This is a genomic window from Streptomyces yangpuensis, assembly GCF_001005295.1.
Lineage (GTDB): Bacteria > Actinomycetota > Actinomycetes > Streptomycetales > Streptomycetaceae > Streptomyces > Streptomyces yangpuensis.
In genome coordinates this window covers 1,667,159-1,687,486 of sequence record NZ_LBMK01000002.1, presented here as the reverse complement: position 1 = coordinate 1,687,486, position 20,328 = coordinate 1,667,159, and the positions used below count along the sequence as shown (strand labels likewise).

General features: G+C 72.2%; 19 protein-coding genes. 9 read left to right on the top strand and 10 right to left on the bottom strand.

All coding sequences use genetic code 11. The features are described from left to right. Positions 1-25: 25 nt before the first annotated feature. The 5 genes from AAT21_RS12775 to AAT21_RS12755 all read right to left on the bottom strand — a co-directional run bounded on the left by AAT21_RS12775 (position 26) and on the right by AAT21_RS12755 (position 6,223). The gene (locus tag AAT21_RS12775) at positions 26-526 is read right to left on the bottom strand and encodes a flavodoxin domain-containing protein (RefSeq protein ID WP_046776720.1); all 501 of its coding nucleotides are present in this window, start codon (positions 524-526) and stop codon (positions 26-28) included. Positions 527-568: 42 nt separating this feature from the next. Continuing rightward, positions 569-3,010 carry a phosphoenolpyruvate synthase gene (gene ppsA, locus AAT21_RS12770; protein ID WP_046776719.1) on the bottom strand — a complete coding sequence of 814 codons (2,442 nt, stop codon included), beginning with the start codon at positions 3,008-3,010 and terminating at the stop codon, positions 569-571. Positions 3,011-3,295: 285 nt separating this feature from the next. Beyond that, on the bottom strand, positions 3,296-4,771 hold the full coding sequence (locus tag AAT21_RS12765; RefSeq protein ID WP_046776718.1) for a bifunctional aminoglycoside phosphotransferase/ATP-binding protein: 1,476 nt from the start codon (positions 4,769-4,771) through the stop codon (positions 3,296-3,298). A gap of 106 nt (positions 4,772-4,877) precedes the next feature. Further along, positions 4,878-5,741, bottom strand: a complete 864-nt coding sequence (locus tag AAT21_RS12760; protein ID WP_046776717.1) for a universal stress protein — start codon at positions 5,739-5,741, stop codon at positions 4,878-4,880. Between the two features lie 62 nt (positions 5,742-5,803). Further along, a complete protein-coding gene (locus AAT21_RS12755) occupies positions 5,804-6,223 on the bottom strand; it encodes a CBS domain-containing protein (RefSeq protein ID WP_046776716.1) in 420 nt (139 codons plus the stop codon). 186 nt (positions 6,224-6,409) lie between these two features. Between AAT21_RS12755 and AAT21_RS12750 the strand changes: the two genes are divergently transcribed. The 6 genes from AAT21_RS12750 (at position 6,410) to AAT21_RS12725 (ending at position 11,732) form a co-directional block, all read left to right on the top strand. Beyond that, positions 6,410-6,988 carry a hydrogenase maturation protease gene (locus tag AAT21_RS12750; RefSeq protein WP_046776715.1) on the top strand — a complete coding sequence of 193 codons (579 nt, stop codon included), beginning with the start codon at positions 6,410-6,412 and terminating at the stop codon, positions 6,986-6,988. A 105-nt stretch (positions 6,989-7,093) separates the two neighbouring features. Next, the gene (locus AAT21_RS12745; RefSeq protein WP_046776714.1) at positions 7,094-8,263 is read left to right on the top strand and encodes a 4Fe-4S dicluster domain-containing protein; all 1,170 of its coding nucleotides are present in this window, start codon (positions 7,094-7,096) and stop codon (positions 8,261-8,263) included. Continuing rightward, the gene (locus AAT21_RS12740) at positions 8,260-8,736 is read left to right on the top strand and encodes a cyclic nucleotide-binding domain-containing protein (protein WP_046776713.1); all 477 of its coding nucleotides are present in this window, start codon (positions 8,260-8,262) and stop codon (positions 8,734-8,736) included. The genes AAT21_RS12745 and AAT21_RS12740 overlap by 4 nt, the downstream gene beginning before the upstream one ends. Then, a complete protein-coding gene (locus AAT21_RS12735) occupies positions 8,733-9,539 on the top strand; it encodes an FAD/NAD(P)-binding protein (protein WP_046776712.1) in 807 nt (268 codons plus the stop codon). The genes AAT21_RS12740 and AAT21_RS12735 overlap by 4 nt, the downstream gene beginning before the upstream one ends. A 1-nt stretch (position 9,540) precedes the next feature. Continuing rightward, positions 9,541-10,353, top strand: coding sequence for an NADH-quinone oxidoreductase subunit B family protein (locus AAT21_RS12730; RefSeq protein WP_046776711.1), 813 nt, complete (start codon positions 9,541-9,543; stop codon positions 10,351-10,353). Beyond that, complete coding sequence (locus tag AAT21_RS12725; protein WP_046776710.1) at positions 10,350-11,732, top strand: Ni/Fe hydrogenase subunit alpha; 1,383 nt, start codon at positions 10,350-10,352, stop codon at positions 11,730-11,732. The genes AAT21_RS12730 and AAT21_RS12725 overlap by 4 nt, the downstream gene beginning before the upstream one ends. A 12-nt stretch (positions 11,733-11,744) precedes the next feature. On the opposite strand, the gene AAT21_RS12720 is transcribed toward AAT21_RS12725, so the two are convergent. From AAT21_RS12720 to AAT21_RS38870, 4 genes are all read right to left on the bottom strand, one after another. After that, positions 11,745-12,194 (bottom strand): universal stress protein, encoded by a 450-nt coding sequence (locus AAT21_RS12720; RefSeq protein WP_046776709.1) that lies wholly within the window; start codon positions 12,192-12,194, stop codon positions 11,745-11,747. Positions 12,195-12,309: 115 nt separating this feature from the next. Beyond that, complete coding sequence (locus AAT21_RS12715; protein ID WP_046776708.1) at positions 12,310-14,709, bottom strand: glycoside hydrolase family 65 protein; 2,400 nt, start codon at positions 14,707-14,709, stop codon at positions 12,310-12,312. Then, positions 14,706-15,443: an HAD family hydrolase gene (locus tag AAT21_RS38875; RefSeq protein WP_235438770.1), complete on the bottom strand. Its 738-nt coding sequence runs from the start codon at positions 15,441-15,443 to the stop codon at positions 14,706-14,708. Before AAT21_RS38875 ends, AAT21_RS12715 begins: the two co-directional genes overlap by 4 nt. 196 nt (positions 15,444-15,639) lie before the next feature. Beyond that, a partial coding sequence (locus tag AAT21_RS38870) for a helix-turn-helix domain-containing protein (protein ID WP_235438845.1) occupies positions 15,640-16,118 on the bottom strand: 479 nt, incomplete at its 3' end. Positions 16,119-17,036: 918 nt separating this feature from the next. Between AAT21_RS38870 and AAT21_RS12705 the strand changes: the two genes are divergently transcribed. From AAT21_RS12705 to AAT21_RS12695, 3 genes are all read left to right on the top strand, one after another. Then, the gene (locus AAT21_RS12705; protein ID WP_046777326.1) at positions 17,037-17,507 is read left to right on the top strand and encodes a cyclic nucleotide-binding domain-containing protein; all 471 of its coding nucleotides are present in this window, start codon (positions 17,037-17,039) and stop codon (positions 17,505-17,507) included. A 9-nt stretch (positions 17,508-17,516) separates the two neighbouring features. Then, complete coding sequence (locus AAT21_RS12700; protein WP_046776707.1) at positions 17,517-18,170, top strand: CBS domain-containing protein; 654 nt, start codon at positions 17,517-17,519, stop codon at positions 18,168-18,170. Between the two features lie 75 nt (positions 18,171-18,245). Further along, positions 18,246-19,376, top strand: a complete 1,131-nt coding sequence (locus AAT21_RS12695; protein ID WP_079025588.1) for a 1-phosphofructokinase family hexose kinase — start codon at positions 18,246-18,248, stop codon at positions 19,374-19,376. Between the two features lie 38 nt (positions 19,377-19,414). Here the strand turns inward: AAT21_RS12695 and AAT21_RS12690 are convergent, their stop codons facing one another. Next, a complete protein-coding gene (locus tag AAT21_RS12690) occupies positions 19,415-20,296 on the bottom strand; it encodes a universal stress protein (RefSeq protein WP_046776706.1) in 882 nt (293 codons plus the stop codon). Between the last annotated feature and the right edge of the window lie 32 nt (positions 20,297-20,328).

Below are 20,328 nucleotides of genomic sequence, written 5' to 3'. Positions count from 1 at the left end.
ACGGCTGCCGTGGCGGGCCGCCCGGTCAGGCGGCCGCGAGTTCGGTGCTGATGTGGTGTGCCCAGGCCTGGATGCGCTCGGGAGCGCGGTAGTCTCCGCCCTTGCCCTGGCGGAGCATCGACCGGGCGACGAGCCCGGGGGTGCCGGCCGTCACGCTGCCGCCGAACGTCTTGTGTTCCCGCGCGCCGATGAGCTGCATCTGCCGGGCGACCGCGGGGACCGGGGGGATGTCCTGTTCCTCCGCCGACCGGTCGAGCGGGCCGCTGCTGAACAGCCACACGGGACGGTGTCGCAGGGACTCGGCGTTGCGTTCGGCGCAGCGCTTGGCCTTGCCGCTCCAGTGGCCGGCGTAGAGAGAGCCGCCGAGGACGACTGCGTCGTAGGCGCGGACGTCGTGGACCTTGCCCGCGGGCAGGACCACGGCATCGAGGCCGTCTTCGCGGAGGGTCCTGCCGATCTGCTCGGCGATCCCCGCAGTGGCTCCGTGTTGGGTCCCGTAGGCGACCAGGACCTTCTTGGCGGTCATGGCGGGGCCTCCTCGTCTCGTCCTTGTGGGCCGATGCCACTGTCACGCTGCCGGCGGTGGTTCCGCATGGGCCGGACGGATCCCGGCCGGGGCCATTCGGTCCCCGCCGTGGCACCTCTTCTCGGCCGCGGCCACGTGCTGTTTGACGGCGGCGAAGCTGTCCGGTGCCACGGAAACCGAGTCGATCCCGACGCCGACGAGGAAGGCGGCGAAGGCGGGGTCGTCGCTCGGGCGCTGACCGCACAGGCCCACGGGACGTCCCGCGGCCTGGGCCCGCGGGACAAGCAGGCCGATCAGGCGGGTGACGGCGGGATCGTTCTCGTCGAAGACGTCGGCGAGCGCTTCGGAGTCGCGGTCCACACCCAGGGTGAGCTGTGTGAGGTCGTTGCTGCCGATGGAGAAGCCGTCGAAGCGCTCCGCGAAGTCCTCGGCGAGCAGGACGTTGGCGGGGATCTCGGCCATCACGTAGACCTTGAGCCCGTTCTCGCCCCGCCGGAGCCCTTCGGCGGCCATGACGTCGAGGACCTTGTCGGCCTCCTTCAGCGTACGGCAGAAGGGGATCATGACGATGACGTTGGTCAGGCCCATCTCGTCACGGACCCGGCGCAGTGCCCGGCATTCCAGGGCGAAGCCCTCACGGTAGCCGTCGCTGTAGTAGCGGCTGGCTCCCCGCCATCCGATCATCGGGTTGGCCTCGACCGGCTCGAACGGGCGGCCGCCGAGGAGCTTGGCGTACTCGTTGGTCTTGAAGTCGCTGGTGCGCACGATGACGGGGTCCGGCCACCGGGAGGCGGCGATCCGGGCGATGCCGTAGGCGAGGCGGTCGGTGAAGTACCGGGTGCGGTCGAGACGGCCCTCGGTGAGCTGGTCGACGGCGCAGCGGTCGCCCGCGCCCAGCCGCTCCGGATGCAGCAGGGCCATGGGGTGGACCTTGACCTGGTGGGCGACGATGAACTCCAGGCGGGCCAGGCCCACGCCGTCCGCCGGCAGCCGCCACCAGCGGAAGGCCGCAGCCGGGTCCGCCAGGTTGAGCATCACGCGGGTCCGGGTGGCGGGAAGGGCCGCGAGGTCGGTCTCGGTCTCCTCGTACGGCACCAGGCCCGCGTACACCTTGCCGCGGCTGCCCTCCGTGCACGAGACGGTGACCTCGGCCCCGTCCTCCAAGACCTTCGTGGCGACGGCCGCGCCGACTACGGCGGGAACGCCGAGTTCGCGGCTGACGATCGCCGCGTGCGAGGTGCGGCCCCCATGATCGGTGACGATCGCGGCAGCCCGCTTCATGATCGGCTCCCAGTCCGGGTCCGTGATGGAGGTGACGAGTACGCCGCCCGCCGGGAAGCGCTCGAGGTCCACGGGTGTGTCCAGACGGCACACGGGGCCGGCTCCGATCGCCTCGCCGACCGCGGTGCCCTCGGCGAGCACCGCCCCGGGCGTGCCGGTCAGCCGGCAGCGGCGCAGGGTCGCGGAACGCCTGCGGGACTGCACGGTTTCCGGACGGGCCTGGACGACGGCCAGCTCTCCGGTCGTCCCGTCCTTGGCCCACTCCAGGTCCATCGGGCACCCGTAGTGCTCCTCGACCGCCACCGCCCATTCGGCGAGCCGGCGTACCTCGGCGTCGGTCAGGACCCGCCCGGCCCTTTCCTCGGGGCTGGTATCGACCGTATCGGTGAAACCGCCCTCGGCGTAGACGGCCTTGCGGCGCTTGGCTCCGACGCGGACATCGATGACAGGGTCGAGGGCGGGGTCCTTCAGGGACGGTTTGAAGACGGTGTACTCGTCCGGGTCCGTCCGCCCGCTGACCACGGTTTCGCCGAGACCCCAGGCCGCACTGACCACGACGACGTTGGGGAAGCCGCTCTCGGGGTCGAGGGTGAACATCACTCCGGCGCCGGCGAGGTCCGAGCGGACCATCGCCTGGACTCCGACGGACAGCGCCACCCGCAGATGGTCGAAGCCCATGCGCTCGCGGTAGTCGATGGCCCGGTCGGTGAAGAGCGAGGCGAAGCAGCGGTGCACGGCGTCCAGCAGCTGCTCGGTGCCACGCACGTTCAGATACGTGTCCTGCTGCCCGGCGAAACTGGCCTCGGGCAGGTCCTCGGCGGTCGCACTGCTCCGTACGGCGACCTCCGGGTCGGTCCGGCCCAGCCGACGTCCGAGCTCCGCGTACGCGGCGGCGATCTCGTCGCGCAGCGCCGCGGGCAGGGGTGCGCCCATCACGAGCGATCGGAGCCCCGCACCCACGTCCTCCAGCGCCGTGCCGTCGTGGAAACGGTCGAGCTGCTCCTGGATCCGAGCACGCAGCTCGTTTCGGTCGAGCAGCTCTTCGTAGGCCTCCGCGGTCGTGGCGAAGCCGGGCGGTACGTTCACGCCGGCCTGGGCCAGCCGCCCGGTCAGTTCACCGAGGGAGGCGTTCTTGCCGCCGACGCGGGCGATGTCTGCGCGGCTCAGCCGGGTGAAGGGTATGACGCGTCCTGTGTGTCCCATGGCGACCTCCAGAGCCTTCCGCGCAAGCCGGGTGCTCAGTACGGCAGCGGGCGGCCGGAGGGCGTACGCAGGTCCAGCGGGGCGGGCCTGTGAGACTGCTTCGGCCGGGTCCGGATCCGTATGCGCTGCATCGTGGTCACCCTCTTCGGCAAGCGGCGCCGGTTCGGCGTCGCCCGGGTTCCACCATCACCCGACGGGGTGTGCTGTCCGCAGTGCCGAGGGGGCCCGCTGACCAGGGCCGACCGGACCCCTTGTGCGGGGGCCGATGGTCCCGGCACGGTGGTTTCACTCCGGCTCCATGTAGGGGCGGCGGAAGATGGGTGCCTGGCTGCTTCCCCACGGGTGCACGGCGGCCAGCGCCTGGACGACTGCCGACTCGAGAGACCCGCTCGTGTCGATCGTGACGGCTTCGGGCCACGCGGCCTCTCGGGCGGCCATGGCTCTGGCGACGGCCACATCGGCATCGGACGGGCCTGCCGTGCGGCCCTCGATCCGGGCTTCCGCCACCGGACCGGGAACGTGGCAGTGCAGTGCCACGAGGTCGGCGTGGGCAGTGCCGGCCACGCGGACGGCGGCTTCACGCTGTCCGGCATCGGTCCAGGTGGCGTCGAGCACGACCGATTCGCCGGTGGCCAACAGCCTCGACGCACGGTCGAGGAGGGCCGCGTACGCCTCGGCCGTCCGCTCCGGTGTGTACAGGCCCTCGCCGTAGCCTGCCGGCGCCGGTTGCTCCGCCGGGATGCCCGCCAGTTCCTTGCGGATCCGGTCGCTGCTGAGCAGGGTCACACCGAGACGGTCGGCCAGGGCGCCGGAGAGGGTGGACTTCCCGCTGCCCGGAAGCCCGCCGACGAGGGTGAGGCCGACGGCGGAGGTGCGCAGGTGCCGCAGCGCGACCGCGGCCGGTCGCCGCGCCGCGAAGTCCGCACCGGGCGCACCCTGCGCGGCTTGGATCAGGGACACCTTGGCCCGCACGAAGGCGCGGTAGGCGACGTAGTGGTGCCACAGGGAGGGCGGCGCCGGGTCACCGGAGTACTCGCAGTACCGGGAGAGGAAGTACGAAGCGGTCTCCGGAGCCCCGAGACGCTCCAGGTCCATCGCGAGGAACGCGGCGTCGTCGAGACCGTCGACGTAGCGCAGGTGGTCGTCGAATTCGAGGCAGTCGAGGATGCGGGGACCGTCGTCGAGGCAGAAGATGTCGTCGGCGAGCAGGTCGCCGTGGCCGTCGACGATCCGCCCCTGCCCGATGCGGGCGTCGAACAACGGCTTGCGTCCGCTGAGGTAGCGGCGTACCAGGCGCTCGGTCTCGGCCAGGCCTCCGGGCAGGTGCTCGGCGTCGACGAGCTCACGCACTTGCGCGAAGCTGTCCTCCCAGCGTGCCGACAGCGCGTCCCTGGTGCCCTGCGCGTCCACTTCCGGGCCCCGGGCCGCACCCGCGTGGTGCGCGGCGAGCCGACGGGCGACGGCGTCGAGGAACCGGTCCACGTCCGCGCCCTCGGCGACGAGCGCCGAGAGGCGGCGGACGGGCGGCATCCTGCGCATGACGACGACCGGTTCGGGCACCTCTGCTCCGGGGCTGCGGAACTCACCGACTCCGAGGTAGACGTCCGGCGCGAACTGCCGGTTGAGGGCGACTTCCCGTTCGCACACGCTTCGGCGGGCCGCCACCGTGCTGTGGTCCAGGAAGCCCAGGTCGACCGGCTTCTTGAGCTTGTAGACACGGTCCCCCACGAACAGGACGACCGCCGTATGGGTCTCGCACACCTCCGCCCTCGGTGGCGGAGGGGCTTGATCACCGAAGCCTGTCCGCGGCCCCGAGCCGTCGGACGGGAGGTCGGTCCGTCGCGACTCCACGGGGCCGGTGCCGGATTCAGTCATGGGGTACGACCGCTACGGGGCAACGTGCATGGTGAATGGCGGCCTGGGCGACCGATCCCAGGCCGGGTGCCAGCGGCGGGCGGTTCTTGCGCCGCCCGACGACCAGCATTCCGGCGCCCTCGGCAGCCTTCACCACGGCCCTGGCCGGGCTTTCGAGGGTGACGCTGTCGACGACATCGAGATCGGGATACTGCACACGCCACCGCTGGAGGGCCCGATTCAGCCTCGCCCTGGCCTCGCGCTCGATCTCCCGGGTCACCTCGTGGTCCGCGCCCCACGGCATGTGGGCGTGCAGAGGGAGGGTTTCGCCGTGTACGGCCCGCAGGGGCACTCCGCGAGCTGCCGCCGCTTCGAAGGCGAACGCCAGGAGGTCGTCGCACGGGCCGCCCAGTTTCAACGCCACCACCACGCCCGCCGGGCCCGGCTGCCCGCCTTCGCGTGTGCCCGCCCGGACCAGGACCACGGGACGCTCGGCCCGGCTCACGACGGGCGTACTGATGCCACCGAGGAAATAGCTCTGGACGGACTCCAGTCCCCGTGTGCCGAGCACCGTCATCTCGGACTCGGCCGCCACACGCAGGAGTGCGTCCTGGGCGTCTTCGGCGACGAGCTCCCCGATGACCGTCAGCCCGGGGTACATCGCCTGGATTTCCGCTCGTGCCGTGTGCACGAGCTTCTTGGCCCAGTAGTTCTGGTCGAGCTCCGAGGAAGCGTGTGCCGGATCCGGCACCAGCAGGGGCCAGGCGTGCAGGAGACGCAGGGTGAGCCTGCGCCGCTGGGCCTCGTCGGCGGCCCAGTAGGAAGCGGCACGGCTCTCCGGAGAGCCGTCGAGGCCGACCGTCACGACCGGTTCCATGGGGTCACCCTCCTCTCCCCGGACCGTTGGAACGACTCTCGTCGAGTCGGGGACTGCGTGGATCAGCGGCCCGCGCAGATGGTCTCGACGAAGTGACCCACCTGGTCGTCGGACAGGTGCCGGGCGAGGTCGGCTTCACTGATCATGCCCACGAGGCGGTGGTCCGCGATGACGGGGACCCGCCGGATGTGATGGTCCTGCATCGTGGCCAGTACCTGGTCCGCACCCGCATCGGCGTCGACGGTCACGGGCTTGCCCTGAGCGAGCTGCCCGGCCGTCATGTGACTGGGGTCCTTTCCCTTGGCCAGGCATTTGATCACGATGTCACGGTCGGTGATGATCCCGTGGAGGCGGTCGTCCGGTCCGCAGATGGGAAGTGCTCCGACATCCAGCTCGCCCATCCGGCGCGCGGCGTCCATGAGCGTCTCCGTCTCCTGGACGCAGGAAGCGCCAGGATGCATGATCTCGCGTGCTGTCTTCATGGCTGCCTCCTCAAAACTCCCCCCTGTCCAGTCTGGCGGCCCCCGCGCCCCGTCGCGCGGCGGGCGGCCGCCCTGGACGCGGGGCCTGCGGGCCTGCGGGCTGTGAACCGGGCATCGCCGTACGGTTGCGGCGGGAACCGTGCAGGAGGGCCGGCGCGGGCCGAGTGCGGAAGGAGTCAGGATCCGATGGAGGCGGTCGGCCGGACGGTGGTCATCGGCCTGGGCAACGAGTTCCGCCGCGACGACGGTGTCGGATGGGCCGTGGCCGGGCTGCTGAGGCGCCGGGCCGAGGAAGGCGGGCTGCCCCCGGGTGTCGTTGTGGCGCAGTGCGACGGGGATCCCGGGCGTCTGATCGAACTGTGGGAGAACGCCGGTCTGGCCATCGTCGTGGATGCGTGTTTTCCACCCGCCGCGGAGCCTGGGCGCACCCATCGGTGGGACGATGCTGCGGGCGGCGGACCGGGCACGACCGGTTCCGCGCGGCACAGCACGCACGGGCTCGGCTTCGCCGAAGCCGTGGACCTGGGCCGCGCACTCGGCCGCAGTCCCCGTCGCCTGATCGTGTACGCGGTCGAAGGAGCGGACCTCTCGCCGGGGCTGGGCATGACTCCCGCGGTGGCGTGCGTCGTACCGAGGCTGCTCCGGCGCATCACGGCCGACATCGAGCGCCATGGCAGGGCCGCCGACGACGCCCGCTGCCGGAAGGCCGGGCCACCGGCCGGGACTCGCCGGACGAAGGTCACCGCCCGCAGGCCGTCCGCCTGACACCCTGGCCGTGAAAGTCGCGCGGTGCGGCCCCCGGCGGGCGGTCGGCGCCGTCGTATGCGCCCTGCCTCGCATCGGTGACGGGGCACGGACAGGAGGCAGAGCATGACCGGCCCCGCGGAAAACCGGCTGCCCCCCGGCGGCGTGACCGAGGCGGTGCTCGACCGCAGTGGTCTGGCCGCGCTCGTGACGGCCCTGCGGCGTCGTGGCCGTACGGTGATCGGACCGACCGTACGGGACGGGGCGATCGTCCTCGACGAGCTGGACTCGGCCACCGCGCTGCCCTACGGGTGGGGGGTGGAGCTGGAAGCCGGTACGTACCGGCTCCGCCGGCGTGACGACGGGGCCGCGTTCGCGCACAGTGCGGGCCCCCAGTCGTGGAAGTCGTTCCTGCACCCCGAGCGGGTCCGCCAGTGGTCCGCGGACCGCGGGCCCGGTGGCGACCTGACCGTGCGCGAGGAGAGGCCGGAGCGGGTCTCCTACGCGTTCCTCGGGGTGCGGCCGTGCGATCTGCGGGCCATCCGGATCCTGGACCGGGTCATGGCCGGTGGCCGCTACCACGACCCGGCCTACCTCTCCCGGCGGACGGGCGCCTTCCTGATCGTGGTCGAGTGCACCGAGCCCGGTGCCACCTGCTTCTGCGTCTCGATGGGGACGGGACCGGCCGCGGACGCCGGGTACGACCTCGCCCTCACCGAGGTGGTGGATGCAGAGGGTCACCGCTTCCTGTGCCGGAGCGGGACCGAAGAGGGAGCCGCCGTCCTCGCGGAACTCCCCCGCCGTGCCGCCGACGACACGACCCGGACCGCTGCCGTCCTGGGGGTGCGCGAGGCGGCCGAACGCATGGGCCGGTCCATGCCGCCGGTGGACCTGCGTACGCTGATGCGGGACACCTTGGAGGCGGACCGCTGGGACGATGTCACGGCCCGGTGCCTGAGCTGCGGCAACTGCACCATGGTCTGTCCGACCTGCTTCTGCACGACCACCGAGGACGTCACCGACCTGACCGGCGACCACGCCGAGCGGTGGCGCCGCTGGGACTCCTGCTACGACCTGGACTTCTCGCTCCTGCACGGTGGTCCCGTCCGGGCCACCCCCCGCAGCCGCTACCGCCAGTGGCTCACCCACAAACTCGGCACCTGGCACGACCAGTTCGACAGCTCCGGCTGCGTCGGCTGCGGCCGCTGCATCGTCTGGTGCCCCACCGGCATCGACCTCACCGAGGAGGCACACGCCCTCCACCGGGAAGCCGGGGGGAGCCAGGAGGCGCCATGACCACGCCCGCGGAGCGTCCCTGTGGCGCACGACTGCTCGCCGCCCTGCCGGCAGGTGAGCGCGAGCCTCTGTCCTCCCTTGCCCGCACCGTCGTCCTGCCTGCCGGCACCCGCGTCTTCGAGGAGGGCGAGGAGGCGGACCGCTTCTGGATCCTGTGCTCGGGAACCGTCGCCCTCGACATCGAGATCCCCGGCCGGGGCCGCGCCGTCGTCGAGACGATCGGCGCGGACGGCCTGCTCGGCTGGTCGTGGCTGTGTCCGCCACGGCAGTGGCACCTCGGCGCCGAGACCCGGGACGTCGTCCGTGCCTGGGAGTTCGACGCCGCCGCGGTACGTGCCCTGTGCGCCGAGCGTCCCGTGCTGGGCCTGGCCCTGGTCACCCTCGTCGCCGAGACCATCGGGGAGCGGCTCAGGGCGACACGCACCCGGCTGCTCGACCTGTACGGGCCGCCGTCGGACGGGCCCGCCTCATGACCCTGACACCGCTTCCCTACCGCGTGGACGACCGGCGGGAGGAGACGCGCGACACCGTCACCTTCACGCTCGCACCCTCCGGCGAGCCTCTCGCCCCCTTCTCCCCGGGGCAGTTCGCGATGGTGTATGCGTTCGGCGTGGGCGAGATCCCCGTGTCCGTGTCCCGGATCCTGGACGGCAGCCGGCTGGTCCACACGGTACGGGCCGTCGGCGCGGTCTCGCGAGCGCTGTGCGGCCTCGGGCCCGGCGCCCAGGTCGCGGTCCGCGGCCCGTTCGGCACGGGCTGGGACACGACGGCCGCTCGTGGACGTGATGTGCTGGTCGTCGCCGGCGGTATCGGTCTCGCCCCGCTCAGGCCCCTGATCGACACGGTGCTGGCCGAGCCGGAGACGTACGGACGGCTCAACGTCCTCGCCGGTGCCCGGAGTCCGGGCGACCTGCTGTACTCGGATGAAGTCCCCTTCTGGCGGAGCCCGTTCGCGGAGTTCACCGTCGACCGGCCCTCGGCCGGCTGGACGGGCCGGGTCGGAATCGTCACGGGCCTGATCGACGAAGCCCGCTTCGCACCGTCGGGCACGACCGCCTTCGTCTGCGGCCCCGAGGTCATGATCCGGGCCACGGCGCGCGCCCTGGTGCACCGGGGTGTGGACGCCGCACGTATCCAGGTGTCCCTTGAGCGCAACATGCGCTGTGCGACGGGGCACTGCGGGCACTGCCAGCTCGGCCCCCTGCTGTTGTGCCGCGACGGCCCGGTGGTCGGCTACGACCGGGCCGAATCCCTGCTCACCGTGCGGGAGCTGTGAGATGCACCCTCCTGACCCACCCCAGTCCGTCCGTCCGCGGCTCGGCGTGTTCAAGTTCGCCTCGTGCGACGGCTGCCAGCTCACCCTGCTCGACTGCGAGGACGAGCTGCTCGCCCTCGCCGGCGAAGTCGACATCGCCCATTTCGCCGAGGCGTCCAGCGACACGGCTCCGGGGCCGTACGATCTCGCGCTCGTCGAGGGGTCGGTCAGCACCCCCGAACACCTGGACCGTATCCGCCGCATCCGCGACGAGTCCCGCCATCTCGTCACCATCGGCGCGTGCGCGACCGCCGGTGGTGTCCAGGCACTGCGCAACTACGCCGACGTCGAGGAGTACCTCGCCACCGTCTACGCCCGCCCCGAGTACATCGCCACCCTCGCCACGTCCACGCCGATCTCCGCCCACGTGCGCGTCGATTTCGAACTGCGCGGCTGCCCCATCGACCGCGGGCAGCTCGTGGAGGTCATCACGGCCTTCCTCGCCGGACGCAAGCCGGGCATCCCCAACCACAGCGTCTGCTTCGCCTGCAAGCGACGCGGCAACGTCTGCGTCACCGTCGCGCACGGAACGCCCTGCCTCGGACCCGTCACCCACGCGGGCTGCGGAGCCCTGTGCCCCACCTACGGCCGCGGCTGCTACGGCTGCTTCGGTCCGGCCGCCACGACCAACCTGCCCGCGCTCATCCCCCTCCTCCACCGCGACGGGATGAGCGCCGAGGACACCGGCAGGTTCCTGCACACCTACAACGTGACGGCCTTCACCGCTGTGGAAACACAGGGGCCGGGGCCTGCACACGAGGAGGGCACGCCGTGACGGACCTGCCCGCTTCCCGCGTCCTGCGCATTCCCGCGGTCACCCGGGTGGAGGGCGAAACCGCGCTCCGCCTGCTCGTCCAGGACGGCACGGTCACCGAGGCACACCTGGCGATCTACGAACCGCCACGCTTCTTCGAGGCCTTCCTGCGGGGCAGAGCACACACCGAACCCCCGGACCTCACCTCCCGCATCTGCGGGATCTGCCCCGTCGCCTACCAGATGAGCGCCTGCCGGGCCATCGAGGACGCGTGCGGCGTCACCGTCGACGGACAACTGGCCGCCCTGCGCCGTTTGCTGTACTGCGGCGAGTGGATCGAGAGCCAGACCCTCCATATCCACATGCTCCACGCGCCTGACTTCCTCGGCCACCACGACGTGATCGCACTCTCCCGCACCCACCGGGAGCACGTGGAACGCGGACTGCGTCTGAAGCAGGCCGGAAACGCGGTGGTCGAACTCCTCGGCGGGCGGGCCATCCACCCCGTCAACGTCCGCCTCGGCGGCTTCCACCGCACTCCCACCCCGTCCCAGCTCCGGCCCCTGGCGGAGCGACTGCGCACAGCCCTCGACGACGCCTGGGACACGCTGCGCTGGGTGGCCGGGTTCGACTTCCCCGACGCCGAGTGTGACGCCGACCTGTTCGCGCTCGCCGAGAGCGGCACCTACGCCATCGAGTCCGGTGTCCCGACCGTGCTGCGGTACGGCGAACCGTTCCGGGCCCGCGGTTTCCCTCTGCGGGATTTCTGCGATCACGTCGCGGAGACCCAGGTCGCGCACTCCTCCGCCCTGCACTCCCGGCTGGACGGCCGCAGGCATCTCACCGGCTCGCTCGCCCGCTGGGCCATCAGCGGCCACCTGCTCTCACCCCTGGCGCTCGAAGCGGCCCGGGAAGCCGGACTGGGCGCACCCCCGACGCGGCCGGGGACACCGGGCACTGCGGCCGGCACCGTCTGCAGGAACCCCTACCGCAGCATCCTCGTGCGTGCCGTGGAGGTGCTCTACGCCGTGGAGGAGGCACTCCGGATCATCGACGCCTACGAGCCGCCGGCGCGCCCGCACCTGGAGGTGCCGCCCCGCGCCGGCACCGGGCACGGCGCCACCGAGGCCCCGCGCGGTCTCCTGTACCACCGCTACGTGCTGGACGCCTCCGGCCGTATCGCCGACGCGCGGCTCGTTCCGCCGACCGCGCAGAACCAGGGCGCCATCGAAGAGGATCTGCGCCGGACCGTCCAGGCTTGTCTGGACCGCGGAGAGAACACCGACGAAGAGATCGCGAGAGTGTGCGAGCGAGCCGTCCGCAACCACGATCCGTGCATCTCCTGCTCCGCACATTTCCTGGAACTGGACATCCGCCGCACGCATGCGGCGCAGCGGTGAGACGGGATGCCGCTAACCCGCGGACACGTCCGGCCGCACGATGGTGACCGGACAGGGAGCGTGAAGGGCCACCTGCTGACTCACCGAGCCCAGCAGGGCCCGGAGGAAGCCACCACGGCCCCGGCTGCCGACCACCAGCATGTCGGCCCCTGCGGCCGCGTCCACCAGGACGTTCGCCGGATGTCCGTGCACCAGCCGTTCGTGCACCCGGGAGGCGCCCTCCTCGCCGAGTACGTCCCGCACCTCCTCGACCAGGAGCCGCTGCGCCTCCTCCTCGTCGAAGTCGGAGTCAACGGCCGGGGCCGACCACGAGGCCTCCCCGGGCACCTCCCACGCGGTCACCGCCTCGACCCTGCCTCCGACGAGGCCGGCGTACCGCACCGCCCAGCGCAGCGCGGTCTGGGACGAGGGCGAACCGTCGACGCCCACCACGATCCGCGGAACCTCAGGCTGCATGTCCATGCTTCTGATCCCTTCGGTGCTCTTCTTCCAGCGTGTGCGAAGCGCGGACACGCCGCCACGCGAGGGGGCCGACGGACGTACGCCGGGGTCATTCCGTGGGGCGCGGCCGGGCGGCTCATTCGGCCGGTAGCCGGAACCACCGCTCGTCACCTGCGGCCACCTCCTCCCGCCGCTCGCCGGGCAGCATCAGCGGCACCGGGCCGCGCAGGGAGGCCGGGACCCGGACACCGAGCCGGCCGGGCCGGAACCGGATGCGGATGTCGCGGTGCCCGAGGTAGCAGACCGAGAACGCGGACCCGGGGATCTGGGAGAGCGGCACGGGGTCGATGTGCAGACCGTCGGCGCCGGGTTCGAGCCCCACGATGCCGCGTTCGACCAGGTCGAGCGTGCCGGCCATGGCACCGAGGTGGATGCCCTCGCCGGTGGTGCCGCCCTGGACGTCGGTGATGTCGCCGAGGAGGGCTTCCTGGCAGTACCGCCATGCGTCCGCACCCTGCTGCCGGCTGAGCACCCAGCCGTGGACGAGGCTGCTCAGGGTCGAACCGTGGCAGGTCCGGCGCAGGTAGTGGTCCACCGTCCGCGCCCACAGCTCGTCGTCCAGCGGGTAGCCCAGACGGGAGAACAGGCGGACGAGTTCCACGGGACGGAAGAGGTAGCCGAGCATGAGGGTGTCGGCCTGCTTGGAGGCCTGGTAGCGGTTGGCCGTGTCGCCCTCGGCCTCCAGGATGCGGTCCAGACGGCGGATGTCGTGGTAGCGGGCGCGGTATCCGTCCCAGTCGAGCTCGGCGAGATCGCCGTAGCCGTGGAACTGGCTGATCACGTCCCGGTGGAAGGGCACGTACATGCGGCGGGAGACCTCCTCCCATCCCCGGAGGCCGTCCGCGTCGACACCGAGCTGTGCGAGCAGCTCGGCCCGCCGGGAGGCCGGAAGCTCCTCGTACAGGTCGAGGGCGCGGGCGAGTACCCAGGCCGCGGTGACGTTGGTGTAGGCGTTGTCGTCGATGCCGGGCGCCGCGGCGTCGGGGTAGGCGTCGTGGTACTCGTCCGGACCGACGACACCGCGGATCCGGTAGCGGCCGAGGCCGGGGTCCCAGGTCGCGGCGCCCGCCCAGAAGTGGGCTGTGTGGAACAGGAGTTCGGCGCCCGGTCCGTGCATGAACCCGGTGTCGCCCGTGGCCAGGCCGTACTGCCACACGTTCCAGGCGACGGCCGAGCCCACGTGGCGCTGGAGACGGGAGTGGTCGGTCAGCCAGCGGCCGGAGCGGGGGTTGAGATGCAGCCGCTGCGTCTCCTCGGCGCCGGAACCGGCGCTCTGCCAGGGGAACATCGCCCCGGCGGCTCCGGCCCGCCGAGCTGCGTCCCGGGCTGCGGGCAGCCGGCGGTGCCGGTACATCAGCAGGGCGCGGGCTGTTTCGGGGAAGTGGAGGGCGAGGTAGGGCAGGACGAACAGCTCGTCCCAGAAGACGTGGCCGCGGTACGCCTCTCCGGTGAGGCCGCGGGCCGGGACGCCTGCGTCGAGTTCCCCGGTGTGCGGCGAAAGGGTCTGCAGTACGTGGAAGGCGTGCAGCCGCAGAATCCTTCCACTCTCTCCATCCGTCCTCAACTGCCCTTCGGACCAGAGGCGTTGCCACGCCGCACCGTGGGAGGCCAACAGGGCCCGGAAGGCCGGGGCCCGGCCGGCCTGCTCGACACTGCTGCGGACGGGGTCGGCCAGGGGGCGGTCGAGCGAGGTGCACAGGGCTGCGGTCTTCACGACGACGACCGGCCGCCCCCGCCTGATCGGCAGAACGCAGACCTGCCGTGCAGCGGTGGCCGTGCAGGTCCGGTCGACGGCCGCCAGGGGTTCTACCGAGGTGCGTACGGCGAGCCCGATCCGGATGCGGGACACCGCTGTGGCGCAGTCCAGCCAGGCGATGCCCTCGGCCTCGACCCCTGTCCGGTGCTCCACGAGGTGGCGTCCGTCCAGCGCGCGATACCGGTCCACGCCCTCGTTGACGACGTCGCCGTCGAGCACGGAGGCGACCTCGATCCGGCCGCTCCAGCCGTACGCGCGGAGGACGGTGCGCTGCGCGGCCAGACGCGGATCCCCCATGTGCACGAGGCGGGTGTGGGTCACGCCCAGGCGGCGGCCCTCTGCGTCGAGGAAGAGCATGCGCCGGGTGAGCGTTGCGGTACGGAGATCGAGCGATACCCGGTAGTGGCGCAGGGCCGGGTGATCCGGGGTGAGCCAGTCACCCGGCGGCGCGCCGTCGGGCAGGCAGCGGTAGCGCACGGCGGTCCAGTCCGGCAGCCGGACCATGTCCTCGTTGGAGACCGTGCGCCCGGCCACGGTGGAGGTGAGCCGGTCGTAGCAGCCGGCGAGGTAGGTGGCCGGATAGTGGATGTCGTCGGCCGTGGCCTCGGGGGCCGATCCGCGCGTGGCGAAGCGGCCGTTCCCCAGCGTGCACAGGGCCTCGATCAGCCGCTCGGTCTTGGGGTCGTAGCGCTGGTACTCCCAGCGCCATGACTCGTTCACGGCCGGTGTCCGTGCAGTGCGGCCGGAAGGGAGTCGAGGCCCGTGATGACGAGGTGGGCGCCGTGCGCGATCAGCGCTTGCGCCGTCTGCGGGTCGTCCTCCCGGCACAGCCCCACGACCAGGGCGAAGTGGCCTCGCCGTCCCGCCTCGACACCCACGAGCGCGTCCTCCACCACCGCGGTGTGCGCGGGGCCGGTGCCCAGCCGGTCCGCCGCTTCGAGGAAGAGAGCGGGGTCGGGTTTGCCGGGAAGCGCGAGCGCGTCCACGTCCCGGCCGTCCACCAGGGCGTCGAAGCAGCTGCTGAGGTCCGCGGCCCGGAGGAGGGAGCGGGCGTGTCTGGATGCCGAGACCGCCGCGCACCTGACGCTCATCGCGTGGAGCCGCCGGAGCACGGGCCGGACGTCGTCGAAGGCCTCCACCCCTTCGGTCCGCACCATCCGCGAGAAGATCGCCTCCTTGCGGGCGGCCACCGCGTACACCGTGGTGCATCCCGGCGGGTCCTGCGGGCTCCCGGGAGGAAGTTCCATGCGCCGGGCGGCGAGGAAGGTGCGTACGCCGTCGAGCCGTGAGCGGCCGTCCACCAGATCCCGGTACTCGCGGACCGCGTCGAAAGGCAGCGGAGGTTCACCGGCGTCCGGCGGCCGCCACCCGGCACGACAGCCGTCGAAGGTTTCCTTCCACGCCGCGGCGTGGCGGACCGCCGAGGCCAGGAGAACGCCGTCCGTGTCGAACACGACCGCACGCACCTCGCTCACCAGTCGTGGGCCACACGACGGCCGGTGACCCGGGCGGGGGCGAGCCGCATCCACTGATCGCGGTCCCCGCCGGCCCAGGGGCCGGAACGTGCGGTAGCGTTCAGATGCCGGAGTGCCTCCGGGTCGGTGACCCCTTCCAGGGTGCCGACGGCCAGGACGCTCCAGCCGCTCGCGNGCGGTAGCGTTCAGATGCCGGAGTGCCTCCGGGTCGGTGACCCCTTCCAGGGTGCCGACGGCCAGGACGCTCCAGCCGCTCGCGGTCACGTCGTCGATGTGGTCGATCTCGAATGCGGCTTCTGTCCCCGCCGACCTCCCGACGACGGACACCGCGGAGGTGCGGAAGGCGATGCCGGTTCCCGCCATCAGGTAGTTGACGGGCAGCACCACCGGCCCTTCGGCAGTGACGACCGCGATGCGGCCCACCCCATGGGTGCCCAGCAGGTCCCGGCACTCGGACTCGCCCAGCGGCACCAGGGCGGCGCCCCGACGGGCCGTGGAACGGCCGGGAACCCGCCCGGCGCTCGCGCCGGTCAGGTCGTCCACCCTGACGCCGAGGACGTCGGCGAGCCGCACCAGGGTGCCGATGGAGGGCGAGGCCGCATGCTCCTCCAGGTAGGCGATGTAGTTGCCGTCGGCACCGCACCTGCGGCCCAGCTCGGCGCGGCTCAGACCGAGAGCCTCACGACGGGCTGCCAGGCGACGGCCCAGGTCGGTCCGCCGGGACGTCCCCGCGGNCCAGCTCGGCGCGGCTCAGACCGAGAGCCTCACGACGGGCTGCCAGGCGACGGCCCAGGTCGGTCCGCCGGGACGTCCCCGCGGACGTGTCCGCAGGCATGCCCGCGGACGTACCCGCGGGCGTCTCGGGCTGGATGGGCGGGGTCCTCTTCATCGTGATCACTGCTCCTGAGCGGGCACGGCAGCCTGTGGTGTTGCGCTGTCCTCCACGCCGGGCGTGTGAACAGCGCCGGCAGGCTGCGGGGCCCTGTCGGCGGTCTCGTGGCCGAGTGGGCATCTCCTGGGACGGCGCGAGGTCTGCACGGCTGGGCCTTCTGTCTGCGCTGCGCAAGCAGCAGTCCCAGGCTGTCTCCGCGCTGCTCCGCCGCGCTTGGGCCGTCCGGGCCCCTCAGGGGTACCGGTCGGACCCTTTCCGGCGTCCCGTCCGGTGCGATGGTGGATGTCGGCGTTCGTTCGGAAGGAGGGCCCCTCCTATGTCAAAGCCCCGCCGGTCCGGGGAGCAAGTTCCTCGTCAAGAGCGATCACACCCGGATCCTCGTCGGCTGCGGGCTCTTCCAGGGTGTCGCGGACCTGCGGCGCCGCAACCGGGACAAGCTGCCCTGCGACGCCCGCGGCACCCGTGCCGTCGTCGCCTCCGAGACCCTTCGCGACCGGATCACGGACGAGCTGGGCTGGACGGCCCTCGTACCCGAGTCCGGGGAGAGCCGCGCGGTGCAGCTCGCGGGACCGTCCTGGTCCGCTGAGGTGGGCCGGACGGCCCCGCGGTCTGCACCGCGCGGCCCTCCCCGCCTCCACAGCACACGGGGCACGGTGGGAGGGAAGGGCTGGAGGCACCCCATGAGCACCATGCACAGCATCCTCGAACAGATGACTCCGGAAGCCCGCGAGGCCCTGCTCGCCCACTCCCGCCAGGTCGCGTTCCCGGCCGGCACCCGCATCTTCTCGGAGCGCCGGCGTGCCGAGAAGTTCTGGATCATCGAACGTGGCACCGTCGACCTCGACACGCACGTGCCCGGCCGCAAGAACGTCGTCATCGACACTCTCGGCTACGGCGAACTGCTCGGCTGGTCCTGGATGTTCCGCCCCTACACCTGGCACCTGGGCGCCATCGCCACCCACGACGTGATCGCCCTTGAGTTCGACGCCGCCGCCGTACGGGACCTGTGCACCGAGAACTCGGCCGTCGGCCGCTCCGTCTCCACCGCCGTGGCCGCGGTCATCGCCGACCGGCTCGACGCGACCCGCACCCGTCTCCTTGACCTGTTCGCACCCCGTGGCAGCGGAACCCCGCTCGCCCGCGCACGCTGAGGACCCGACATGACCTCCACCCCGTACACCGTCGCCGACGTCATGACCACCAAAGTCATCGCCGTCACCCCGGACACCGGCTTCAAGGACATCGCCGCCGCGATGGAACGCTGGAAGGTTACCGCCCTCCCCGTCGTAGAAGGTGAGGGCCGCGTCGTCGGCGTGGTCTCCGAAGCCGACCTCCTCCCCAAGGAGGAGTTCCACGAGCACCGCCCCGGCATGATCGAGCAGATGCGCCGCCTCGGCGACACCGCCAAAGCCGGCTCCACCCGCGCCGAGAACCTCATGACGAGCCCGGCCGTCACCATCCGGCCCGACGCCACGCTCCCCCGGGCCGCCCGCCTCATGGCCGACCGCCACATCAAACGGCTGCCGGTCGTCGACGCCGACAACACACTCAAGGGCATCGTCAGCCGAGCCGACCTCCTCAAGGTCTTCCTCCGCTCCGACGACGAACTCACCGAAGACATTCGTCAGAGCGTCGTCGAACGCCTCTTCCCGCTCTCCCGCAACGGGATCACCGTCACCGTGACACAAGGCGTCGCCACCCTGACCGGCAGCGTCCGGGACGAGCACCTCATCCCCATGGCCGACCGTCTCACCCGGTCCGTGGAGGGCATCGTCGACGTCCACTGCCGACTCCAGGCGCGCACCGGACCATGAACCGGGGAATCCGGCACGCCGACCGTGGCCGCTGTGAGCAGGCGTGCAGGTGATGCCGAGCTGTCCGAGGATGGAATGCGGAGCATACGTGTCACTGTCCACGGAGGTGAGCCTGGTGGCGCTCCTGTCGCGGCGCCGAGCCGGCGAGGCCGGCGCGACCATCAGGGCACCGCGATGAGCACGGCCGCGACGCCGGACCCCGTCGGCGCCAGGACTGCCGACGGCGTGGGGGGACGGGGACCGGGGCGTACTGCCGGTCCGCCGGTCGTCACCCTGACGATGAATCCCACGATCGATCTCTGCTGGGAGGTCGACCGCCTGGAGGGCATCGGCAAGAACCGTGCGCGGGTCCGGTCGGTGGCCGTCGGGGGCGGAGGGATCAACGTCGCCCGTCACGTCGTACGGTTCGCAGGACGGGCCACCGCCGTCCACACCGCGGGCGGCGAGGTCGGCCTGCGCCTCAACCGGCTGCTGGACGAAGAGGGCATCGACCACCTCGCCGTCGACATCGCCGACGACACCCGCGAGGCGCTCGTGCTCTTCGAGACGGGATCGCACCGCAGTTTCCACATCGTGCCGCCCGGCCCGCACCTGCACCCGCGCGAGGGCGAGCGGTGCCTGGACGTGCTGGAGCGGTTGCTGGCCGGCCGTCGCTCGTACGTCGTCGCCAGCGGCAGCCTGCCCGGCGGCCTGCCGGACGACTACTACGCGGCCGTCGCCCGCCGGGTCAGGGAGGCCGGATCCCGGCTCGTCCTGGACACCTCCGGGCCGGCGCTCCCGGCAGCGCTCGCCGAGGGCGTGTTCCTGTTCAGGTGCAACCGGACCGAGGCCGAGAGCCTGACCGGCCGCCCCGTCAGCGACTTCGACGACGCCCGGGCCCTCAACGAGCGCCTGCTCACCACGGGGGCCGCCGAGATCGCCGTCACCACCCTCGGAGCGCTGGGCGCGCTGTGCTCGACCGTGCACGGCCACACCGAGCTCCACGCGCCGCCGCTGCCCGGCGAACCCCTGAGCGACGCAGGGGCGGGAGACAGCATGGTCGCCGCCCTCACCACGCGGCTCGCCGCCGGCGAGGATCCCGTCAGCGCCTGCGCGCTCGGGGTGGCCACGGCCGCCGCGGCGATGCTCACCCCCAGCACCGAGTCCTTCGACGTGGAGGTGGCCCGGTCCCTCCGCTCACAGGTGCGGACCGCCACCCGTGCCTGAGCGGACACTGACCTGTACCTCATCGCCGGAGCCCGGGACTATCCGAAGGGAACGACGGCGACCGGTCCTGCGCAGTGGTGGATCACGGCGTGCGCGACGTGACCGATGTGGGGCCCTGTCGGCGCCGGGCGCCTGCGGCGCCCGACCACCACGAGTTCCGCGCCCTCCGAGGCCTCCACGAGCTGGACTGCGGCGGCTCCGATGACGACTTCCTCGACGACCTGGACGTCCGGATAGCTCCTGCGCAAGGGCCGGACCAGTTCTTCCAGAGCGGACGCGACCTGGGCACCGGCCGTCTCCCCGATGCCTGGATCGGCCACCATCGCGTACACGGACGGACCGGGCAGGGTCCAGCCGTGCACGACGCGAACCCTCGCGCCCCGACGCGCCGCCTCCAGGAACGCGAAGGCGAGCACGGGCGTGTTCGGGTGTCGGAGGTCGGCGCCCACGACGATCTCGCCGACAGCCGGTCCGGGCGTCGCTCTCGCGGCCGGAACGTCGGCCCGGTCGGCGCGTACGAGCACGACCGGCTGGTGGGAGCTGCGAACGACGGCCAGCGAAACCGACCCGGCCAGGAACCCCACGAGCCCGCCGAGCCCGCGGGAGCCGAGCACCATGAGATCCGACTCGTCGGCGGCCGCACTCAGCAGAGAGCCGGCACGTCCACGCGCCTGTTCGGTCGTCACCTCCAGCCCCGGGTGGTCCTTGCGCAACTGCTCGGCCGTATCACGGAGCAATCCCCTGGACCGCTCCGCGTCGTAGGCGGCGACCGGGTAGGGAATCGCGGGCGCGACCGGCCACTCCTCCACGTGGACCACGTGCAACGGGGCCTCGCGCCGTACGGCCTCACGCGCGGCCCACTCGGCCGCTGCGAGACTCTCGCAGGATCCGTCCAGACCCACAGCGACCCGGACCGTCATGGCGTACCTCCTCCTCCTCGGCGCGGCATGGC